18 protein-coding genes are annotated in these 15142 nt (G+C 63.4%); 8 read left to right on the top strand and 10 right to left on the bottom strand.

Annotated elements, in window-relative coordinates; genetic code table 11:
• Nucleotide 1 precedes the first annotated feature (1 nt).
• Nucleotides 2-457 (bottom strand): cyclic nucleotide-binding domain-containing protein, encoded by a 456-nt coding sequence (locus tag AO692_RS12315; protein WP_054310345.1) that lies wholly within the window; start codon nucleotides 455-457, stop codon nucleotides 2-4.
• A gap of 239 nt (nucleotides 458-696) precedes the next feature.
• Nucleotides 697-1380, bottom strand: coding sequence for a response regulator transcription factor (locus tag AO692_RS12310; RefSeq protein WP_054310344.1), 684 nt, complete (start codon nucleotides 1378-1380; stop codon nucleotides 697-699).
• Nucleotides 1381-1487: 107 nt separating this feature from the next.
• On the opposite strand from AO692_RS12310, the gene AO692_RS12305 reads away from it, so the two are divergent.
• Nucleotides 1488-2072 (top strand): L,D-transpeptidase, encoded by a 585-nt coding sequence (locus AO692_RS12305; protein ID WP_082407337.1) that lies wholly within the window; start codon nucleotides 1488-1490, stop codon nucleotides 2070-2072.
• A 15-nt stretch (nucleotides 2073-2087) separates the two neighbouring features.
• On the opposite strand, the gene AO692_RS12300 is transcribed toward AO692_RS12305, so the two are convergent.
• The gene (locus tag AO692_RS12300; protein ID WP_054310343.1) at nucleotides 2088-2336 is read right to left on the bottom strand and encodes a hypothetical protein; all 249 of its coding nucleotides are present in this window, start codon (nucleotides 2334-2336) and stop codon (nucleotides 2088-2090) included.
• A 136-nt stretch (nucleotides 2337-2472) separates the two neighbouring features.
• Between AO692_RS12300 and AO692_RS12295 the strand changes: the two genes are divergently transcribed.
• Nucleotides 2473-3423, top strand: a complete 951-nt coding sequence (locus AO692_RS12295; protein ID WP_054310342.1) for a LysR substrate-binding domain-containing protein — start codon at nucleotides 2473-2475, stop codon at nucleotides 3421-3423.
• Here the strand turns inward: AO692_RS12295 and AO692_RS12290 are convergent.
• The 5 genes from AO692_RS12290 to tsaD are packed head-to-tail and all read right to left on the bottom strand — an operon-like array spanning nucleotide 3420 to nucleotide 6916.
• Nucleotides 3420-4019, bottom strand: coding sequence for a methyltransferase (locus tag AO692_RS12290; protein ID WP_054310496.1), 600 nt, complete (start codon nucleotides 4017-4019; stop codon nucleotides 3420-3422). The two genes, AO692_RS12295 and AO692_RS12290, sit on opposite strands and share 4 nt — an antisense overlap.
• A gap of 50 nt (nucleotides 4020-4069) precedes the next feature.
• Nucleotides 4070-4495, bottom strand: a complete 426-nt coding sequence (locus AO692_RS12285; protein WP_054310341.1) for an EVE domain-containing protein — start codon at nucleotides 4493-4495, stop codon at nucleotides 4070-4072.
• Between the two features lie 25 nt (nucleotides 4496-4520).
• On the bottom strand, nucleotides 4521-4817 hold the full coding sequence (locus AO692_RS12280) for a YciI-like protein (RefSeq protein ID WP_054310340.1): 297 nt from the start codon (nucleotides 4815-4817) through the stop codon (nucleotides 4521-4523).
• 18 nt (nucleotides 4818-4835) lie between these two features.
• A complete protein-coding gene (locus tag AO692_RS12275; RefSeq protein WP_054310339.1) occupies nucleotides 4836-5834 on the bottom strand; it encodes an NAD(P)H-dependent glycerol-3-phosphate dehydrogenase in 999 nt (332 codons plus the stop codon).
• Nucleotides 5831-6916, bottom strand: coding sequence for a tRNA (adenosine(37)-N6)-threonylcarbamoyltransferase complex transferase subunit TsaD (tsaD, locus tag AO692_RS12270; protein WP_200911728.1), 1086 nt, complete (start codon nucleotides 6914-6916; stop codon nucleotides 5831-5833). The genes AO692_RS12275 and tsaD overlap by 4 nt, the downstream gene beginning before the upstream one ends.
• A gap of 108 nt (nucleotides 6917-7024) precedes the next feature.
• Between tsaD and hemC the strand changes: the two genes are divergently transcribed.
• The 6 genes from hemC (at nucleotide 7025) to AO692_RS12240 (ending at nucleotide 12975) form a co-directional block, all read left to right on the top strand.
• Nucleotides 7025-7951, top strand: coding sequence for a hydroxymethylbilane synthase (gene hemC / locus AO692_RS12265; protein ID WP_054310337.1), 927 nt, complete (start codon nucleotides 7025-7027; stop codon nucleotides 7949-7951).
• Between the two features lie 25 nt (nucleotides 7952-7976).
• Entirely contained in the window at nucleotides 7977-8693 is a 717-nt protein-coding gene (locus AO692_RS12260; RefSeq protein WP_054310336.1) for a uroporphyrinogen-III synthase, read from the top strand.
• A gap of 98 nt (nucleotides 8694-8791) precedes the next feature.
• A complete protein-coding gene (locus tag AO692_RS12255) occupies nucleotides 8792-10162 on the top strand; it encodes a COG4223 family protein (RefSeq protein ID WP_054310335.1) in 1371 nt (456 codons plus the stop codon).
• Nucleotides 10163-10166: 4 nt separating this feature from the next.
• The gene (locus AO692_RS12250) at nucleotides 10167-11717 is read left to right on the top strand and encodes a heme biosynthesis protein HemY (protein WP_054310334.1); all 1551 of its coding nucleotides are present in this window, start codon (nucleotides 10167-10169) and stop codon (nucleotides 11715-11717) included.
• Nucleotides 11718-11762: 45 nt separating this feature from the next.
• On the top strand, nucleotides 11763-12245 hold the full coding sequence (locus tag AO692_RS12245; RefSeq protein WP_054310333.1) for a TerB family tellurite resistance protein: 483 nt from the start codon (nucleotides 11763-11765) through the stop codon (nucleotides 12243-12245).
• Nucleotides 12246-12261: 16 nt separating this feature from the next.
• Nucleotides 12262-12975, top strand: a complete 714-nt coding sequence (locus tag AO692_RS12240) for a glutamine amidotransferase (protein WP_054310332.1) — start codon at nucleotides 12262-12264, stop codon at nucleotides 12973-12975.
• A gap of 12 nt (nucleotides 12976-12987) precedes the next feature.
• On the opposite strand, the gene AO692_RS12235 is transcribed toward AO692_RS12240, so the two are convergent.
• On the bottom strand, nucleotides 12988-14229 hold the full coding sequence (locus tag AO692_RS12235) for an MFS transporter (RefSeq protein WP_054310331.1): 1242 nt from the start codon (nucleotides 14227-14229) through the stop codon (nucleotides 12988-12990).
• Between the two features lie 197 nt (nucleotides 14230-14426).
• Nucleotides 14427-15002, bottom strand: a complete 576-nt coding sequence (locus AO692_RS12230) for a TetR/AcrR family transcriptional regulator (RefSeq protein ID WP_082407336.1) — start codon at nucleotides 15000-15002, stop codon at nucleotides 14427-14429.
• Nucleotides 15003-15142 lie beyond the last annotated feature (140 nt).

Here is a 15142-nt window from a genome sequence, read left to right as displayed (position 1 = left end):
GTTAGCCGCCGAAGCGCGGCGCCAGCTGTTCGATCCGCTCGATCAGCGCCTGCAACTCTTCGACGATTCGCTGGTGCAGTTGCACCGCGAGGTCGGGATATTCCTCGAGAATACGCCGGAACATCTTGCGGTTGAGGCGCAGAACCTGCGAATCGATCGCCGCGGAAGCGCTGGTCAGGCGTTTTGTGTCGGCGATCAATGCCAGCTCGCCCAAAATCGCGCCGGGTCCCGCGGTGCTGATCACGACATGGTTGCTGTCGGCCTCGCGATAAAGGGCGATGCGGCCGCTGATCACGACATAAGCGGAATCGGCTTCGTCGTCCTCGCGATAGAGCTTCCTGTCCGCCGGGAGCGAGGTGGTCTCGGCACCGAAGGCGAGCAGACGCAACTGTTCCGGCGTGAAGCCCTCGAAGAGCCCCACGGCGGACAGGACACGGATGTCGTCATCCAGCGCCATCAGTTATGTCCCCGGACCGACAGGTCATTCCCTCCGTTGCGCGACCCCACCCAAAATCGCCATCCGGTCAACTACACTTAATTGACCAATAATATAGAGCCTTTAACAGAATCTGTTCGGACAGGGGAGCGGGTCAAGAAAAGGCAGCTTCGCCGCGTGCCGCCCCATAATGAAACGGCCGGGAAATCCCGGCCGTTGGCTAAACAGGTGCGTGAGCCTTGGGCAGGCGGTGGCGCGGTTCAGGGAACCAGCTTGTAGCCGCCGCTTTCGGTGACGAGGATCGCTGCGTTGGATGGATCGTGTTCGATCTTCTGGCGCAGGCGGTAGACGTGGGTTTCCAGCGTGTGGGTGGTGACACCGGAGTTGTAGCCCCACACCTCCTCGAGGAGCACATCGCGGGTCACCACTTTCTGCTCGGCGCGGTAGAGATATTTGATGATGGAGGCTTCCTTTTCGGTCAGCCTCACCTTGCCGCCGCGCTGGTCGATGAGCAGCTTCTGGCTTGGTTTGAAGGTGTAGGGTCCGACCGTGAAAGTCGCATCCTCGCTCTGCTCGTGCTGGCGCAACTGCGCGCGGATGCGCGCAAGCAGCACGGCGAAACGAAACGGCTTGGTCACATAGTCGTTGGCGCCGGCTTCCAATCCCAGGATCGTGTCGGAATCGGTGTCATGTCCGGTCAGCATGATGATCGGAGCCTTGTAGCCGCCCTTGCGCAGGATCTTCACGGCTTCCCGGCCGTCCATGTCCGGCAGGCCGACATCCATGATGAGCAGATCGATCATGCCGCCGCGTGCCGTCGCGACGCCTTTCGCCGCACTGGTCTCCTGCAGGACGTCGAATTCCTCATAGAGTGACAATTGCTCTGCCAGCGTGGTGCGGAGGTCTTCGTCGTCATCGACAACCAGGATGGTGCGTGAAGTCATGGATCAATCCGTTGTTTCAAAATCACAAAAAGATAGATGTGTCGTTGACCGGAATCCGTTTATGCGGATGCTGTCGCCTTAAACAGCCGATCACGGTAATTTGTTCCATGGTAACATCATATCCGAAAAACCGTGTGCGCAATGGGGCGGACCGGCCATTGCGCACAGGTCTTCGCACACTCGTCGTGCGGGCTCGCCCCGGCGATGGAACCAAGGGGCTGTTGCAGGCAGGAAAACTGGTGTTTTCCTGCGCATTGGGACGAGGCGGTATTTCGGCGAACAAACGCGAAGGCGACGGTGCGACGCCACTCGCGGCGATGCGCATCCTGTCCGGCTATTTCCGAAATGATCAGTTTGCCGGCGCGCGGCGTACGCGGCTTGCGATGGCACCCATCGGTCCGGATCTTGGTTGGTGCGAGGTTCCTGACGACCGCAACTACAACCGGCCGGTCAGGATTCCCTATGGCGCCAGTCACGAGCGCATGAAGCGGGACGACCGGCTCTATGATGCCTGCCTGGTGCTTGACTGGAATATCGCGCCGCGCCGCCGCGGGCGCGGCAGCGCGATCTTCTTCCATCTGGCGCGGCCGGGCTTCACGCCGACGCAAGGCTGCGTGGCAGTCACCGCGCAAACCATGGCGCGGCTGTTGCCGCTGCTGTCGGACCGTACGGTGGTGAAGGTGATCCGCTGAGAGGTCGGCGCAGCGTCAGCGACGCTTTGGCGGCCGCGGTGCCTGCCAGCCGAGGTCGAGCAGGCCAAGGCGCTGCGGGGCCTCGGTGACCGTGCGGGCAACGTCTTCCCGACGCAGGCCGACGTCACGCAGGTAGGAGTCGGAGAGGGCTTCGGCGTTCTGCAGCGGAAGTGATGCAGCGATGCGCGCCTGCCTTAGCCAGTCCAACACGGGCTGGATGCGGCTTGGCCGCTCCGGGGGGCATTTCAGAACGATCGCGGACATAACGCAGGTCTTTCATCAGGAGCGAAACTTTAAGCTTCGCTTGGCAATTTTCGACTGATCCCAGTATCTCTCATTGAAACGAAAGGGGGAAACGAGTAGTTCTTGGCAGATCATCAAGGGGCGCTTGAAGATAGCCATGTCCCGCCTGCTGCCTGGAACCCGTGCCTTGCGGACGCTGGAAGCGGCAGGACGCCATCTCAATTTCACTCGCGCGGCCGATGAACTCGGGCTGACACCGGCTGCCGTCAGCTATCAGATCAAGGAAATCGAGGATCAGCTCGGCCTGATCCTGTTTACGCGAACCAGCCGCAGCATCCGGCTGACGGAGGCCGGACTGGCGCTCGTGGATGCCTCGACGGATGCACTGGAAACGCTCAACCGGGCGGTGGCCAAGGCAAAAAAGCTTTCCCGTGGAACGGAACAGTTGAAGGTGACAGCCAGCGCGGAATTCGCCACACGCTGGCTGTTGCGGCGTGTGGACGGTTTCCGCAAGCTGTATCCCGACATCGATCTGCGCTTCGACATCACCTATGACGTGCGGGATTTCGATCGGGACGACGTCGATATCGGTATCCGCTTCGGCACCGGAAAATATCCGGGGCTTTGCTCGGCGCGGCTGTTCGAGAATGTCATCATTCCGGTTTGCAGCCCGGAACTGCTGCGGCAAGGGCCGCCACTCACCGAGCCGCGCGACCTGCTCAAACATACGCTCGTTCACATCGAATGGGTGCGCCAGGGTATCGTCTGGCCGAACTGGCGCATGTGGATGGCGGCGGCAGGCGTGGAGGATTTCGATGACAGCCGCACCGTGGTGATGACGACCTCCACCGATGCTATTGCCGCCGCTGCGGGTGGCAATGTCGTGGCGCTGGCGGACTTCGCGATGGTCGCCAACGATCTGTCCGAAGGCCGGTTGGTGCGACCCTTCGAACTCGGCATCAAGGTGCCGCCGGAATTCGCCTATTTCCTGGTCTATCCGGAAGCGTCGGCGCAGGATGCGCGCATTATCGCCTTCAAGGACTGGATCCTGGCGGAGGCGCATGCGCCGCCGATCGATACGGCGCGACGACCATGGGATGACTTCTAAGCGAAACGCCAGACGGTCGTCCGCTTGACTTCGGCGTCCTCCAGCGCGCGCGTCACCGGCACTTCATAGGTCGCCAGTCGCTCCAGGCCGGTTTTCGGCAGGTAGGCGCGGCCGGGATCGCCGATCAGAATATCGGCGCCACGGGCCCTCAAAGCGGAGAACCACGGCAGCAGCCGCTCGGCAAATGGCTTTTCGTAAAAGACATCGCCCGCAAGGACGAGATCCCATCCTGTGTCGGTTTCGACCAGATCCTGCCCATTGAAGGTGACCGCGACTCTGTTTGCTTCGGCGTTGAGCCGGATCGCCGTCTCGCAGAAGGGATCGATATCGGCTCCCTCGACAGACGCCGCGCCGGCCTTCATCGCGGCAATGGCGACCAGGCCGGAGCCTGAGGCGAAATCCAGGACACGGCGGTTGCGCACGATTTCCGGATGGTCGAGCAGGTAGCGGGCCAATCCCTGTCCACCGGCCCAGGCAAAGGCCCAGAAGGGCGGCGGCAGGCCGATTTCAGCCAATTCCTCCTCGGTGCGCCGCCACAGATCATGCGCCTCATCGGCTAGGCGCAGGGTGATTTCGGGTACATGCGGCGGCGTCATCGGCGCCGTGTTGTTGAGAATGAAACGCTCCGCGGTTTGCGGCGTCAGCGTCACGGTGCGGGGTTGAGACCGCCCATGCGACAGACTTCCTTCCACTCTTCAGGGGTCACCGGCTGCACCGACAGGCGTCCGAGCCTGACCAGCGCCATTTCCGACAGCTTCGGGTTGGCCTTGATGTCGCCGAGCGTCGGCGGATTGGGCACATCGCGAACGGCGCGGATGTCGACGCATTCCCAGCGCGGATCGTCCGTCGTGGTGTCATGATGCGCCAGCGCGCAGACCTCGGCGATGCCGACGATGTTGAGCCCTTCGTTGGAATGATAGAAGAAGCCAAGGTCGCCGATCTGCATCGCCTTCATGTTGTTGCGCGCGGCATAGTTGCGCACGCCGTCCCATTGCGTGCCGGCTTTGCCCTTCTCCTTCAGCATGTCGAAGGAGAATTTGAACGGTTCGGATTTGAAGAGCCAATAATTCATCGTGGTCCCTCTGCTGCCCGCGGACTCAAGCTTCGGCTGGTTTGTTGAACACCCAATTCCACGGTCTGACTTCGACGCTCTCGAAAAGGCCAGCCTTGGCGTAGGGATCTGCCGCAGCCAGCGCCTCTGCGGCGGCGAGATCGGCGGCCTCGATGACGACAAGGCTACCATTCGGCTTGCCGTCGGCATCGAGGAAGGGGCCGCCAAAGGCCAGCCTCTTGTCGGCATTCAACCCGTTGAGGAAGTTGACGTGATCCGGGCGTGTGTCGAGGCGCACCTGGAGGTGGCCGGGTTTATCCTTGCAGATCAGTGCAAACAGCATCGTGCTTCCTCAGTCGGTTTAGTCGTTTTCCGTTTTCAGGGGCCGCGTCATCAGCATGGAGACGGCTTCGCCGATGGTGATGGCGCCTTCGAGTATGGCGGCGACGGCGGATATGATTGGCGCGTCGATGCCCTGTTCGGCGGCGAGGCGGGCGGCAATCGCAGCCGTCGGCACGCCTTCAGCCAGCGGCCGGCCGGCGAGTGGCTCGCCCCGTCCCAGCGCCAATCCGTAAGCGAAATTACGCGATTGCGCCGAGGAACAGGTCAACATCAGGTCGCCCAGGCCGGAAAGGCCCATCAGCGTCTCCGGCTTGGCCCCGAAGGCAGCACCAATGCGGCGCAATTCGACGAAGCCGCGCGTCACCATCGCGGCTTGCGCGCTGGCGCCGAGGCCTGCGCCGGTCACAGCGCCTGCGGCCAGGGCGAATACATTCTTCAGTGCGCCGCCAATCTCGACGCCAACGAGGTCGTCGCTGGAGTAGCAGCGCAGATTGCGGGCGGAAAACAGCGCCGCGAGTTCAACGGCCAGGGTTTCCTCGCGCGCTGCGACGACAACGGCGGTCGGCAGGCCCTTGGCGACATCCGTGGCAAAGCTTGGCCCCGACAGGGCGGCAATCGGATTGTTCGGCAGGATCTCGCCAGCAATGGTCGAAAGCAGCGCGCCCGTGTCGCGCTCGATCCCCTTGGCGCACAAGACCACCGGAATGGTGGTGGCGAGGTGCGGTTTCGTTTCGGTGAGAACCTGACGCAGCGACTGCGCGGGCGTGACGACGAGGATGCAATCGGCGTCCTCCAGGGCCTCAGCCAGGGATGAACTCACCGCAATGCCTCGGTCTATCGCGATACCGGGCAGATAACGCGGGTTTTCGCCCCGCCGGATTGCTGCAACCATTTCCGCGTCGCGTGCCCACAACGATACTTTGTGGCCGGCTCGCAGCATGGCCTGGGCCAGCGCAGTACCCCAGGCTCCGCCCCCCAGGACGGCAATGCGGCGGCCACTTGCCTGCACTTTGCTCATGCCTTGGCTCCTCGTCTTCCCGCGCCCACCACCGGCGTGGAGACAATATCGAGCGGCCAGCGCGAACGGGGCACGAAATCGAAGGCGTTCTCGTCCTTCAGGCCTGCCTGCAAGCGTTCGATGCCTGCCCAGGCGATCATCGCCGCATTGTCGGTGCACAGTTTCAGCGGCGGCGCGACGAAACGGAAGCCTGCCTTGTCGCAGAGCCCTTCCAGCGTTGTCTTGATCATCCGATTGGCCGCAACACCCCCGGCGACGACAAGCGCAGGCCGTTCTTCATGCGGAAATTCTGCCCTGAAGCGGCTCAATGCGCGTGAAACACGGTCCGCGAGCGCATCGGCGACAGCTGTCTGAAACGAAGCACAGATGTCGGCGACATCCTGTTCGGTCAACGGCGCGATCGCTTGAGCGGTCTGGCGCACGGCGGTCTTCAGCCCGGAAAAAGAGAAGTCGGGCTGGGGCGAGCCCTTCATCGGCCGCGGGAAGGCAAAGCGGGCCGGGTCACCCTTCGCGGCAGCCTTCTCGACATTGGGGCCGCCTGGATAAGGCAGGCCGAGCATCTTGGCGGTCTTGTCGAATGCTTCGCCCAGCGCATCATCGATGGTGGTGGCCCAGCGCTGGTAGTCGCCGACGCCGGCGACACGCACGATCTGGGTGTGTCCGCCCGAAACCAGAAGCAGCAGGTAAGGAAAGGTCAGGCCATCGGTCAGCCGGGCGGTTAAAGCATGGCCTTCGAGGTGGTTGATGGCGAGCAGGGGCTTGCCGGCGGCAGCGGCGATGGCCTTGGCCGTCATCAGGCCGACGATCAGGCCGCCGACAAGGCCCGGGCCGGCGGTTGCGGCAATTGCGTCGATGTCATCCAGGCTCATGTCCGAGTCGGTGAGTGCTGCCTCGACAATGCCGTCCAGCGCCTCGACATGGGCGCGCGCGGCGATCTCGGGCACGACGCCACCAAATGCCGCATGTTCGGCGATCTGGCTGAGCACGACATTGGACAGGATTTTCGGCGCGGAAGCGCCGTCCAGCGCCACGATGCTGGCCGCCGTTTCGTCACAGCTCGTCTCTATGCCCAGAACGCGGATCAATTCGCCGCAAACCTCGATGATTGCCCATGCGCCACTTCCCCGTTAGGAGAGGGCTGGATATCCGGAGCTCAGGCTCCGAGCCGGGGTTATCACGGACCGCGCTTGATGCAAACAACCTTGAAGATTGGAACCCGAGGCAGCCTTCTGGCGCTGGCGCAGGCACATGAGACGCGCGACAGGCTGATGGCGGCACATGGCCTGCCGGAAGAAGCGTTCGACGTGGTCGTCATTTCGACCAGCGGCGATCGCATCCAGGATCGGCCGCTATCCGAAGCCGGCGGCAAGGGACTTTTCACCAAGGAGATCGAAGAAGCACTGCTTGACGGGCGCATCGATATCGCCGTGCACTCCTCGAAGGACATGCCGACGATGTTGCCGGAAGGGTTGGAATTATCCGCTTTCCTGCCACGCGAGGACGCTCGCGAAGCTTTCATCAGCCGCAAGGCAGCGCGCATCGCCGACCTGCCGGCAGGGACAAAGGTCGGTTCCTCTTCCCTCAGGCGCCAGGCCCTGATCCGGCGTATGCGGCCCGATCTCGAAGTGGTGCTGTTTCGCGGCAACGTGCAGACACGTCTGCGCAAGCTGGACGAAGGGATCGCCGACGCCACGATCCTCGCGCTGGCCGGGCTGAAACGGCTCGATCTGGAGCATATCGCCACTGATGTGATGTCGCTGGAGGCGTTTCCGCCGGCGCCGGGGCAAGGTGCGATCTGCATCGAAAGCCGCATCGGCGATGCGGAGACAGGTGTCTTGCTCGCCGCCATCCACGATGTCCCGACAGGGCAGGCACTGGCCTGTGAGCGTGCTTTCCTCGCTGCGCTCGACGGCTCCTGCCGCACGCCGATCGCAGGCTACGCGACGGTCGCAGGCGAGGAGCTGTCTTTCTCCGGCATGATCCTGACACCCGACGGCAGCGATGTTCGCGAGGTGGCGCGAAAGGGGCTCGGCAAGGATGCGGCGGCGATCGGCGCCGAGGCCGGGGCGGATGTTCGGGCGCGTGCCGGCGCTCACTTCTTCGAAGGCTGGAATTGATGTCTCCCCGGCGAGACGGCGCTGAATGATGCGCGTGCTGGTGACGCGGCCGGAGCCGGCTGCCAGCCGCACGGCGGCGCGGCTCCGGGAGCTTGGCTTCGAACCGGTGGTTCTGCCGCTTTCCGAAACGCGCGCATTGCCTGTCACCGCCGACATCTGGCCCGAGGATGCGGCAGCGCTTGTCGTGACGAGCGCCAACGCGATCCGTCATGCGTCAGCCGATGTTCTGCAGCGGCTCAAAGATCTGCCTTGCCATGCCGTTGGACCGAAGACGGCCGCGACGGCACGCGCAGCCGGGCTTTCCGTCGCCGAAGTGGGGTCGGGCGATGCCGGGCAGCTGGCGGGGCTGATCGCGCCTTCGCTCATTGGCAGGACGGTTGTCTACCTCTGCGGCCGCGTCCGCTCTCCCGATTTCGAGGCATTTCTTGCCGGACAAGGGGTCAAGGTCCTGCCCGTCGAGACCTATGACACGCTGCCGGTCGATCATCCCGGCAACGTGGCGGCGACACGTCTTGCCGGCCGGCCGGTGGATGCGGTGCTGCTTTACTCCGCCAAGGCGGCGCAGGCCTATTCCGCACTGGCGCAGCGGCCCGAATTGGCGCGCTATTTTGAAGAGACACGCATTCTGACGCTCTCGGTGCGGGTTGCCAAGGCAGCAAGCGCTGTTTTTCCCGGACGGCTGGCGGTCGCGGGGCGGCTGGACGAAGATGCGTTGCTGGCGTTGCTCAACGCGCTGGAATGAAGGTGCTTCATCATACCGCCCCTTTTCACAGCTTGGAGGTGTGGTAGACCGTTTTTAGCCTGCCGCCTGACGGTCCGAACCATTTGGGGAGCCGAAGCATGGTCAAGACGCCCAAGACGCGCCATTCCAGGAGCCGTCGCGAACCGGTGACGATCGATCTCGATCCCACCGACGTTTCGCGGGTGAGTGGTAAGGACCAGGCCGACAACGGCAAGCAGCCGGAAGAGGTTTTGGGCGCGCCGGCGGAAATGCCGGAATCCGAGGAGCAAACAGAAGCGGCTGCCTCCGAGGCAGCGGTATCAAACGATACTGCTTCTCAATCCCGTGGTTTCGATTACGATTTCGGCGAAAGCCATGCCCGCTCGGAAGCGGAAGCAACAGACAAAACCGCACCGGAAATGGCGAAGGCAGCTGACGAGGGCAAGGCAAACGGGGGATTTGTGAACGATCAACCTGTCGAACCGAAACGCGGCAGCTTTGGCGCTCTTGCTGCGGGCGTGATAGGCGGCGTCGTAGCCCTCGCCGGAATGGGCGTTCTGCAAACCGCCGGTCTGCTGGGTTCCTCCGATACGGCGTCAAACAGCGAAATCGCGGCGCTCAAAAGCGAGGTCGCGGCACTCAGGTCGGGCTCCAATCCAGATGCCTCGGCGCAGCTTGCGGCTGCCCTTGACCAGGTGAAGGCTGAAGTCGCCGCGCTGAAAGCGACACCGCCAGCCACGGGTGTCGACGAGGGGCAGATGAAGGCGCTTTCCGACAAGGTCGCTGAATTCGACACCGCGCTCGCCGCCTTGCGCAGCGAAAATGGCGCTACAGCCATCGACCTGGGACCGCTGAACAGCAAAGTGACGACGCTGGAGGCGCAGATGCAGTCTGCGGAACAGGCCGCAGCCACCCTGGACGGTCGCCTTGGCGCGGTCGAGCAACAGACCTCGCAACTTTCCGGCAAAGTGGATGCGCAGGCCTCGCAACCCAAGATCGCGCTGGCCATTGCCGCTTCGGCGCTCAAGGCCGCGCTCGATCGCGGGGGCCCCTTCACTGCGGAGCTCGAGACTTTCGCGGCAGTCCGGCCGGATGCGCCGCAGATCGCGACCTTGCGCACCTATGCTGAAAAGGGCATCCCGACCCGTATCGACATCACCGCCGGTGTTGGCGATGCCGCCAATGCGATGATTTCGGCGGCAACGCCGGTCGATCCCGACCAGGGCGTATTCCAGCGCCTGCTGACCAGCGCGGAATCACTTGTAAAGGTGCGACCGATCGGTGCCGTCGAAGGCAAGGGGGCGCCGGAAACCGTGGCACGGATGGAGGTTGCGGTGAACCAGGGCGACTATGCCAAGGCGCTGTCCGAATACGACACGCTGCCGGAAACGGCAAAGGCAGCCGGTGCTGACTTCGCCGGCAAGCTCAAGGCCCGGCAAGAGGCGGAAGCGGCTGTGAACGAGCTGGTGTCGGGCGCAATGAAGGGGTGATGAGATGATTCGCATCCTCTTCTATCTCGCCATCATCTTCGCGCTCGGATTGGGTTTTGCCTGGCTCGCCGACCGGCCCGGCGAAATGGTGGTCACCTTTTCCGGCTACCAGTACCAGGTCAGCCTGATGGTGGCGGCGGTGGCCGTCGTGGCGGTGATCGCCGCCGTGATGATAATCTGGTGGCTGCTCAAATCGATATGGAACAGTCCCTATGCGATCGCCCGGCACTTCCGGGTGCGCCGCCGCGACCGCGGCTATCAAGCGCTGTCGACCGGCATGATCGCGGCCGGTGCCGGTGACGGTGCCCTGGCGCGTCGCAAGACCAAGGAAGCCGTCAAGCTGATCCGCTCCGATCAGGAGCCGCTGATCAATCTTCTCGATGCGCAGGCCTCTTTGCTGGAAGGCGACCACGACAGTGCCCGCCAGAAGTTCGAGGCGATGCTCGATGATCCCGAAATGCGACTGCTTGGCTTGCGCGGGCTTTATCTCGAAGCCGAGCGGCTGGGCGACCGCAACGCGGCCCGGCATTATGCCGGCCGCGCCGCTTCGGTGGCACCGCAACTGGCCTGGGCTGCCGAAGCGACAATGGAGGAACTGGCGGCGCGCGGGGACTGGGACGGTGCGCTGAGGCTGGCCGATGCGCAAAAGTCAGGCCGGCAGATCGAGCGTGATGCAGCAAACCGGCGCCGGGGCGTGCTTTTGACCGCCAAGGCCGAGGCCTTGATGGACAACGACCAGGCTGCTGCCAAAGCGGCCGCGTTGGAGGCGAACAAGCTGCTGCCGGAATTCACGCCGGCGGCGATCGTTGCGGCCAAGGTGCTGTTCAAGCAGAACGATCTGCGCAAGGGCTCAAAAATCCTCGAAGCGGCATGGCGGGCGGAACCGCATCCCGATCTCGCTGATCTCTACATCCATGCCAGGCCGGCCGATGCCGTGCTCGACCGCCTTGGCCGTGCCCGCAAGCTGCAGGAGATGAAGAAGAACCACGCCGAATCCTCGCTTGCAGTGGCGCGTACGGCACTCGACGCGCAGGATTTTGCGCTCGCCCGACAGGAGGCCGAAGCAGCCATCCGCATGCAGCCCAGCGAAGGCGCCTATCTCCTGCTTGCCGATATCGAGGAAGCCGATGGCGGCAATCAGGGCAAGGTGCGGCAGCTGCTTTCGCAGGCAGTGCGTGCTCCTCACGATGCTGCCTGGGTGGCCGATGGCGTCACCGCCGAGCGTTGGGCGCCGATCTCGCCGGTGAGTGGGCGGCTCGACGCGTTCGAGTGGCGCGAACCGGTGGAGCGTACGGGCAGGCTGATCGAGGCGAGCCGACCGGTTCCGGATGTGGTGCCACCATCCTTGGCCGGGCCCGAGCGCGATGATGACGTCGTTGTCGTGGACGCAGAAACGGTGCCGGCCCCCAACGGAGCAACGACAACCGCCACGCCAAATCGCGGCCCCGTGCCCGATGCGGCGACAGGCGAAGAGCCGGTGTCGCATCAGCCCGACGATCCGGGAGTGACACCCGAAGACGAGGCGGAGAAACCACGCCGTTTCCGTTTGTTTTGAACAGCTGTGACTTGATCGCGATCCGGAAAGGACCAGATTAGCCTTATGTTTGACCGTGTTCTGTCTTTTCTGAAAGAATTGCCCGCCAATGGTGCGCGCACCCATGCCAAGGCGGATGACCCACGCGTTGCGGCAGCGGCACTGCTTTATCATGTCATGAGCGCCGATGGCGTTCACCAGGATGTCGAATGGGAGCGCTTCAAGGCTATCCTGGCCGAAAGCTATTCCATTCAGGGCCAGGAACTGGAAGCGCTGGCGCAAGCCGGCGAGAGGGCCGATGGTGAAGCCATCGATCTTTATGCCTTCACCAGCGTTCTCAAGCGCCATCTCGATCCCGATGCGCGCAAGGCCTTTATCGGACTGATGTGGGAAATCGTCTACGCGGATGGCGAGCTGCACGAGCTCGAGGACAACACGGTCTGGCGCGTGGCGGAGCTGCTCGACGTCGAGCGTGTCGATCGGGTGGCGGCGCGGCGCAAGGCGGCAGCCGAGGTACCCGGAGCCAAGGGCAGCGCGAACGACGAATGAGCAGGGCCGGACGTTCGTGAAAGCCGACCCGCGGCCCCGGATCCTGATCGTCCTGCATCAGGAAAGCTCCAGCCCCGGCCGGGTCGGCCACATGCTGATCGAGGCGGGCTACGAGCTGGATATACGCCGGCCGCCGCTTGGCGACGCGTTGCCTGAAACGCTTCGCCATCATGCCGGCGCGGTTGTGTTCGGCGGTCCGATGAGCGCCAACGACCATGAGGAATTCGTCCGCCGCGAGACGGACTGGCTGGCTGTTCCACTGAAGGAAAAGAAGCCCCTGCTCGGCATCTGCCTGGGCGCGCAGATGCTGGTCAATCATCTCGGCGGCAAGGTCGACGGCCATCACGATGGGCTGGTCGAGATCGGCTGGTATCCGCTGCGCGCCACCGAGGAAGGCAAGAAGCTGATGCACTGGCCGGAAATGGTCTATCATTTCCACCGCGAAGGCTTTTCCCTGCCGAGGGATGCAACGCTGCTTGCCACTTCCGACACCTATCCCAACCAGGCCTTTCGATATGGCGACACGGCCTGGGGCATCCAGTTTCATGGCGAACTCACCCGCATGATGATGCAGCGCTGGGTGGTGCATGGCGCGCATCGCTTCGAATTGCCCGGTGCCCAACCCGGCCGCGATCATCTCGGTGGCCGGCTGATCTGGGACATGCATCTCAAGCGCTGGCTGGGCGAATTCCTGGAAACGATCTTCGGCCGTCCTGCGGCGCACCGATAGGGCTGCGGTCAATCATTCCCGCTTATCGAGACGACGCACCTTGCGCAGCTCCGGGAAGATCGCTGCCCAGATGCCAGCCACCACGATGGCGCCGAGACCACCGACGACCACCGCCGGCACGGTGCCGATCAATGCCGCCATGGTGCCGGCGCGAAATTCGCCGACCTCGTTCGAAGCGCCGACGAAGACCTGGTTGACGGCATTGACGCGGCCGCGAACCTCGTCGGGCGTCCACAGCTGGATCAGCGTCTCACGGATATAGACGCTGACCATGTCGGTGGCACCGAGCAGCGCCAGCGCGACGATCGAAAGCCAGGTGATGGTGGACAGGCCAAACAGCGCGGTGACGGCGCCGAAGACGGCAACGAAGAACAGCATGATCGCGCCGGCTTGGTCGCGCAGCGGATGGCCGGCCAGCCAGACCGCAACGCACAAGGCGCCGATACCGGGAGCCGAGCGCAGCATTCCGAGACCCCATGGGCCGAGGTCGAGGATGTCGCGGGCATAGACGGGCAGCAGCGCCGTTGCGCCGGAGAGCAGCACTGCCACCAGGTCGAGCGAAATCGCACCCAGCACCACCTTCTCGCGCCAGATGTAGTGAAAGCCCGCAAACAGGCTCGCCAGGCTGGGTTTGTCGGTTTCACTGCGCTGTGCGGGCTTCGGGATGCCGAGGATCAGCAGAAGCGCGAACAGCATCAGCACGGCGGCCGTGCCATAGGCAGCTTCGGACGAAAGACCATAGAGCAGGCCACCGGCAACCGGACCGATGATGGTGGCGGTCTGCCAAGCCGACGAGTTCCAGGCAATCGCGTTGGCGAAATCGTGGGGCGGCACGAGGTTGGCGACCAGCGAAGCCGAGGCGGGGCCGAAGAAGGCGCGGGCAATGCCGAACAGGAGGAGCACGGCAAAGACCGGCAATGGCGAATAAAGCCCGTGCCAGGTCAGAAGCAGGAGTGCCAAGGCGCAGCCAGCTTCCATCAGCGTTGCCAGGGCCATGATCCTGCGGCGGCCGAAGCGGTCGGCAACGACGCCGGTAACCAGCACCAGAACGAGCGACGGCAGGAACTGCACGATGCCGACCAGACCAAGGTCGAACGGATTGCGGGTGAGGTCGTAGATCTGCCAGCCGACCGCCACGGACACGACCTGCGTGGCGAAAGTCATGAGGAAACGTGAGGCCCAATAATTGCGGAAGGCCGTGTGGCGGAACGCAGCATAACGCTGATCCGGAGACGGTCGAGGTTCGACAGGCATGGAATTCAGCCCTTGGCGGTTTATACAGGCCGGCCGGGCTCTTCCACCATGGGCGCTGTTCCGGAGGGTGAGCTATAACCCAGTTTGCCATGTTACGCGCGCATAAATTTCGCTGCGTGTCCGGCAGCTGTGAAAAGTTCGTCCTTCAGTCGCGCAGCGCTGCCGAGCTGCAACAATCCCGACCGTCTTGTTTCGGGCTAGATTCTCGGCTGCAGGCCCGAGACGATCAGGGCGTAATATTGCAGGGCGAAATCCGCGGCGCGGGTTTTGCCCTCGGGCCGGAACCAGCGCACCATCCAGTTCATCAGCGACAGCACCGCACGGGCAGCGGTGGCGACATCGTCGACGGCAAAAGCACCGCTGGCTTTGCCATCGGCGAGCAGCGTGCGCAGCAGCTTCTCGTAGCGATCGCGCAACGCCAGCTGTTGTTCCGTCCAGTGGTTCTTTTCGATGCCGCCGAAGCCATGCAGCATGACGACGAAAGCAGCGTGATTGGCCTCCAGGAACTCAGCCTGCGCACGCATGAAGGCCTTCAGCTTTTCCGGAGCATCTTCCGCCGCGTTCACCTCACCGCTGACGGCGGCATATTGCCGTTCCAGAAGGTCGACCATCATCTCGTCGAAGATGTCTTTCTTGGTCGGGAAGTAGTGATAGACGGCTGCCTTGGTGACGCCCACCGCCTGCGCGACATCGTTCAGCGAAGCGCCTTCGAAGCCATGCGCGGCAAACAACTTTGCCGCGGCATCCAGAATGGTGGCACGCGGTGCCGGCATGCTCGGTGGCCGGCCGACCGGAGCTTTCGCTGTCTTGATCTGATCGGACCGTTGACGAGGCATGGTCCAAGTTTTATTACCGGCCAGCCGGTTTGTAAATATCAACGGTACTGCCTGCGCAATTGGGAAGAGGTGCGATC

Source organism: Mesorhizobium sp. 1M-11, assembly GCF_001303895.1.
Lineage (GTDB): Bacteria > Pseudomonadota > Alphaproteobacteria > Rhizobiales > Rhizobiaceae > Mesorhizobium.
This window is presented reverse-complemented; position numbering and strand designations above follow the sequence as displayed.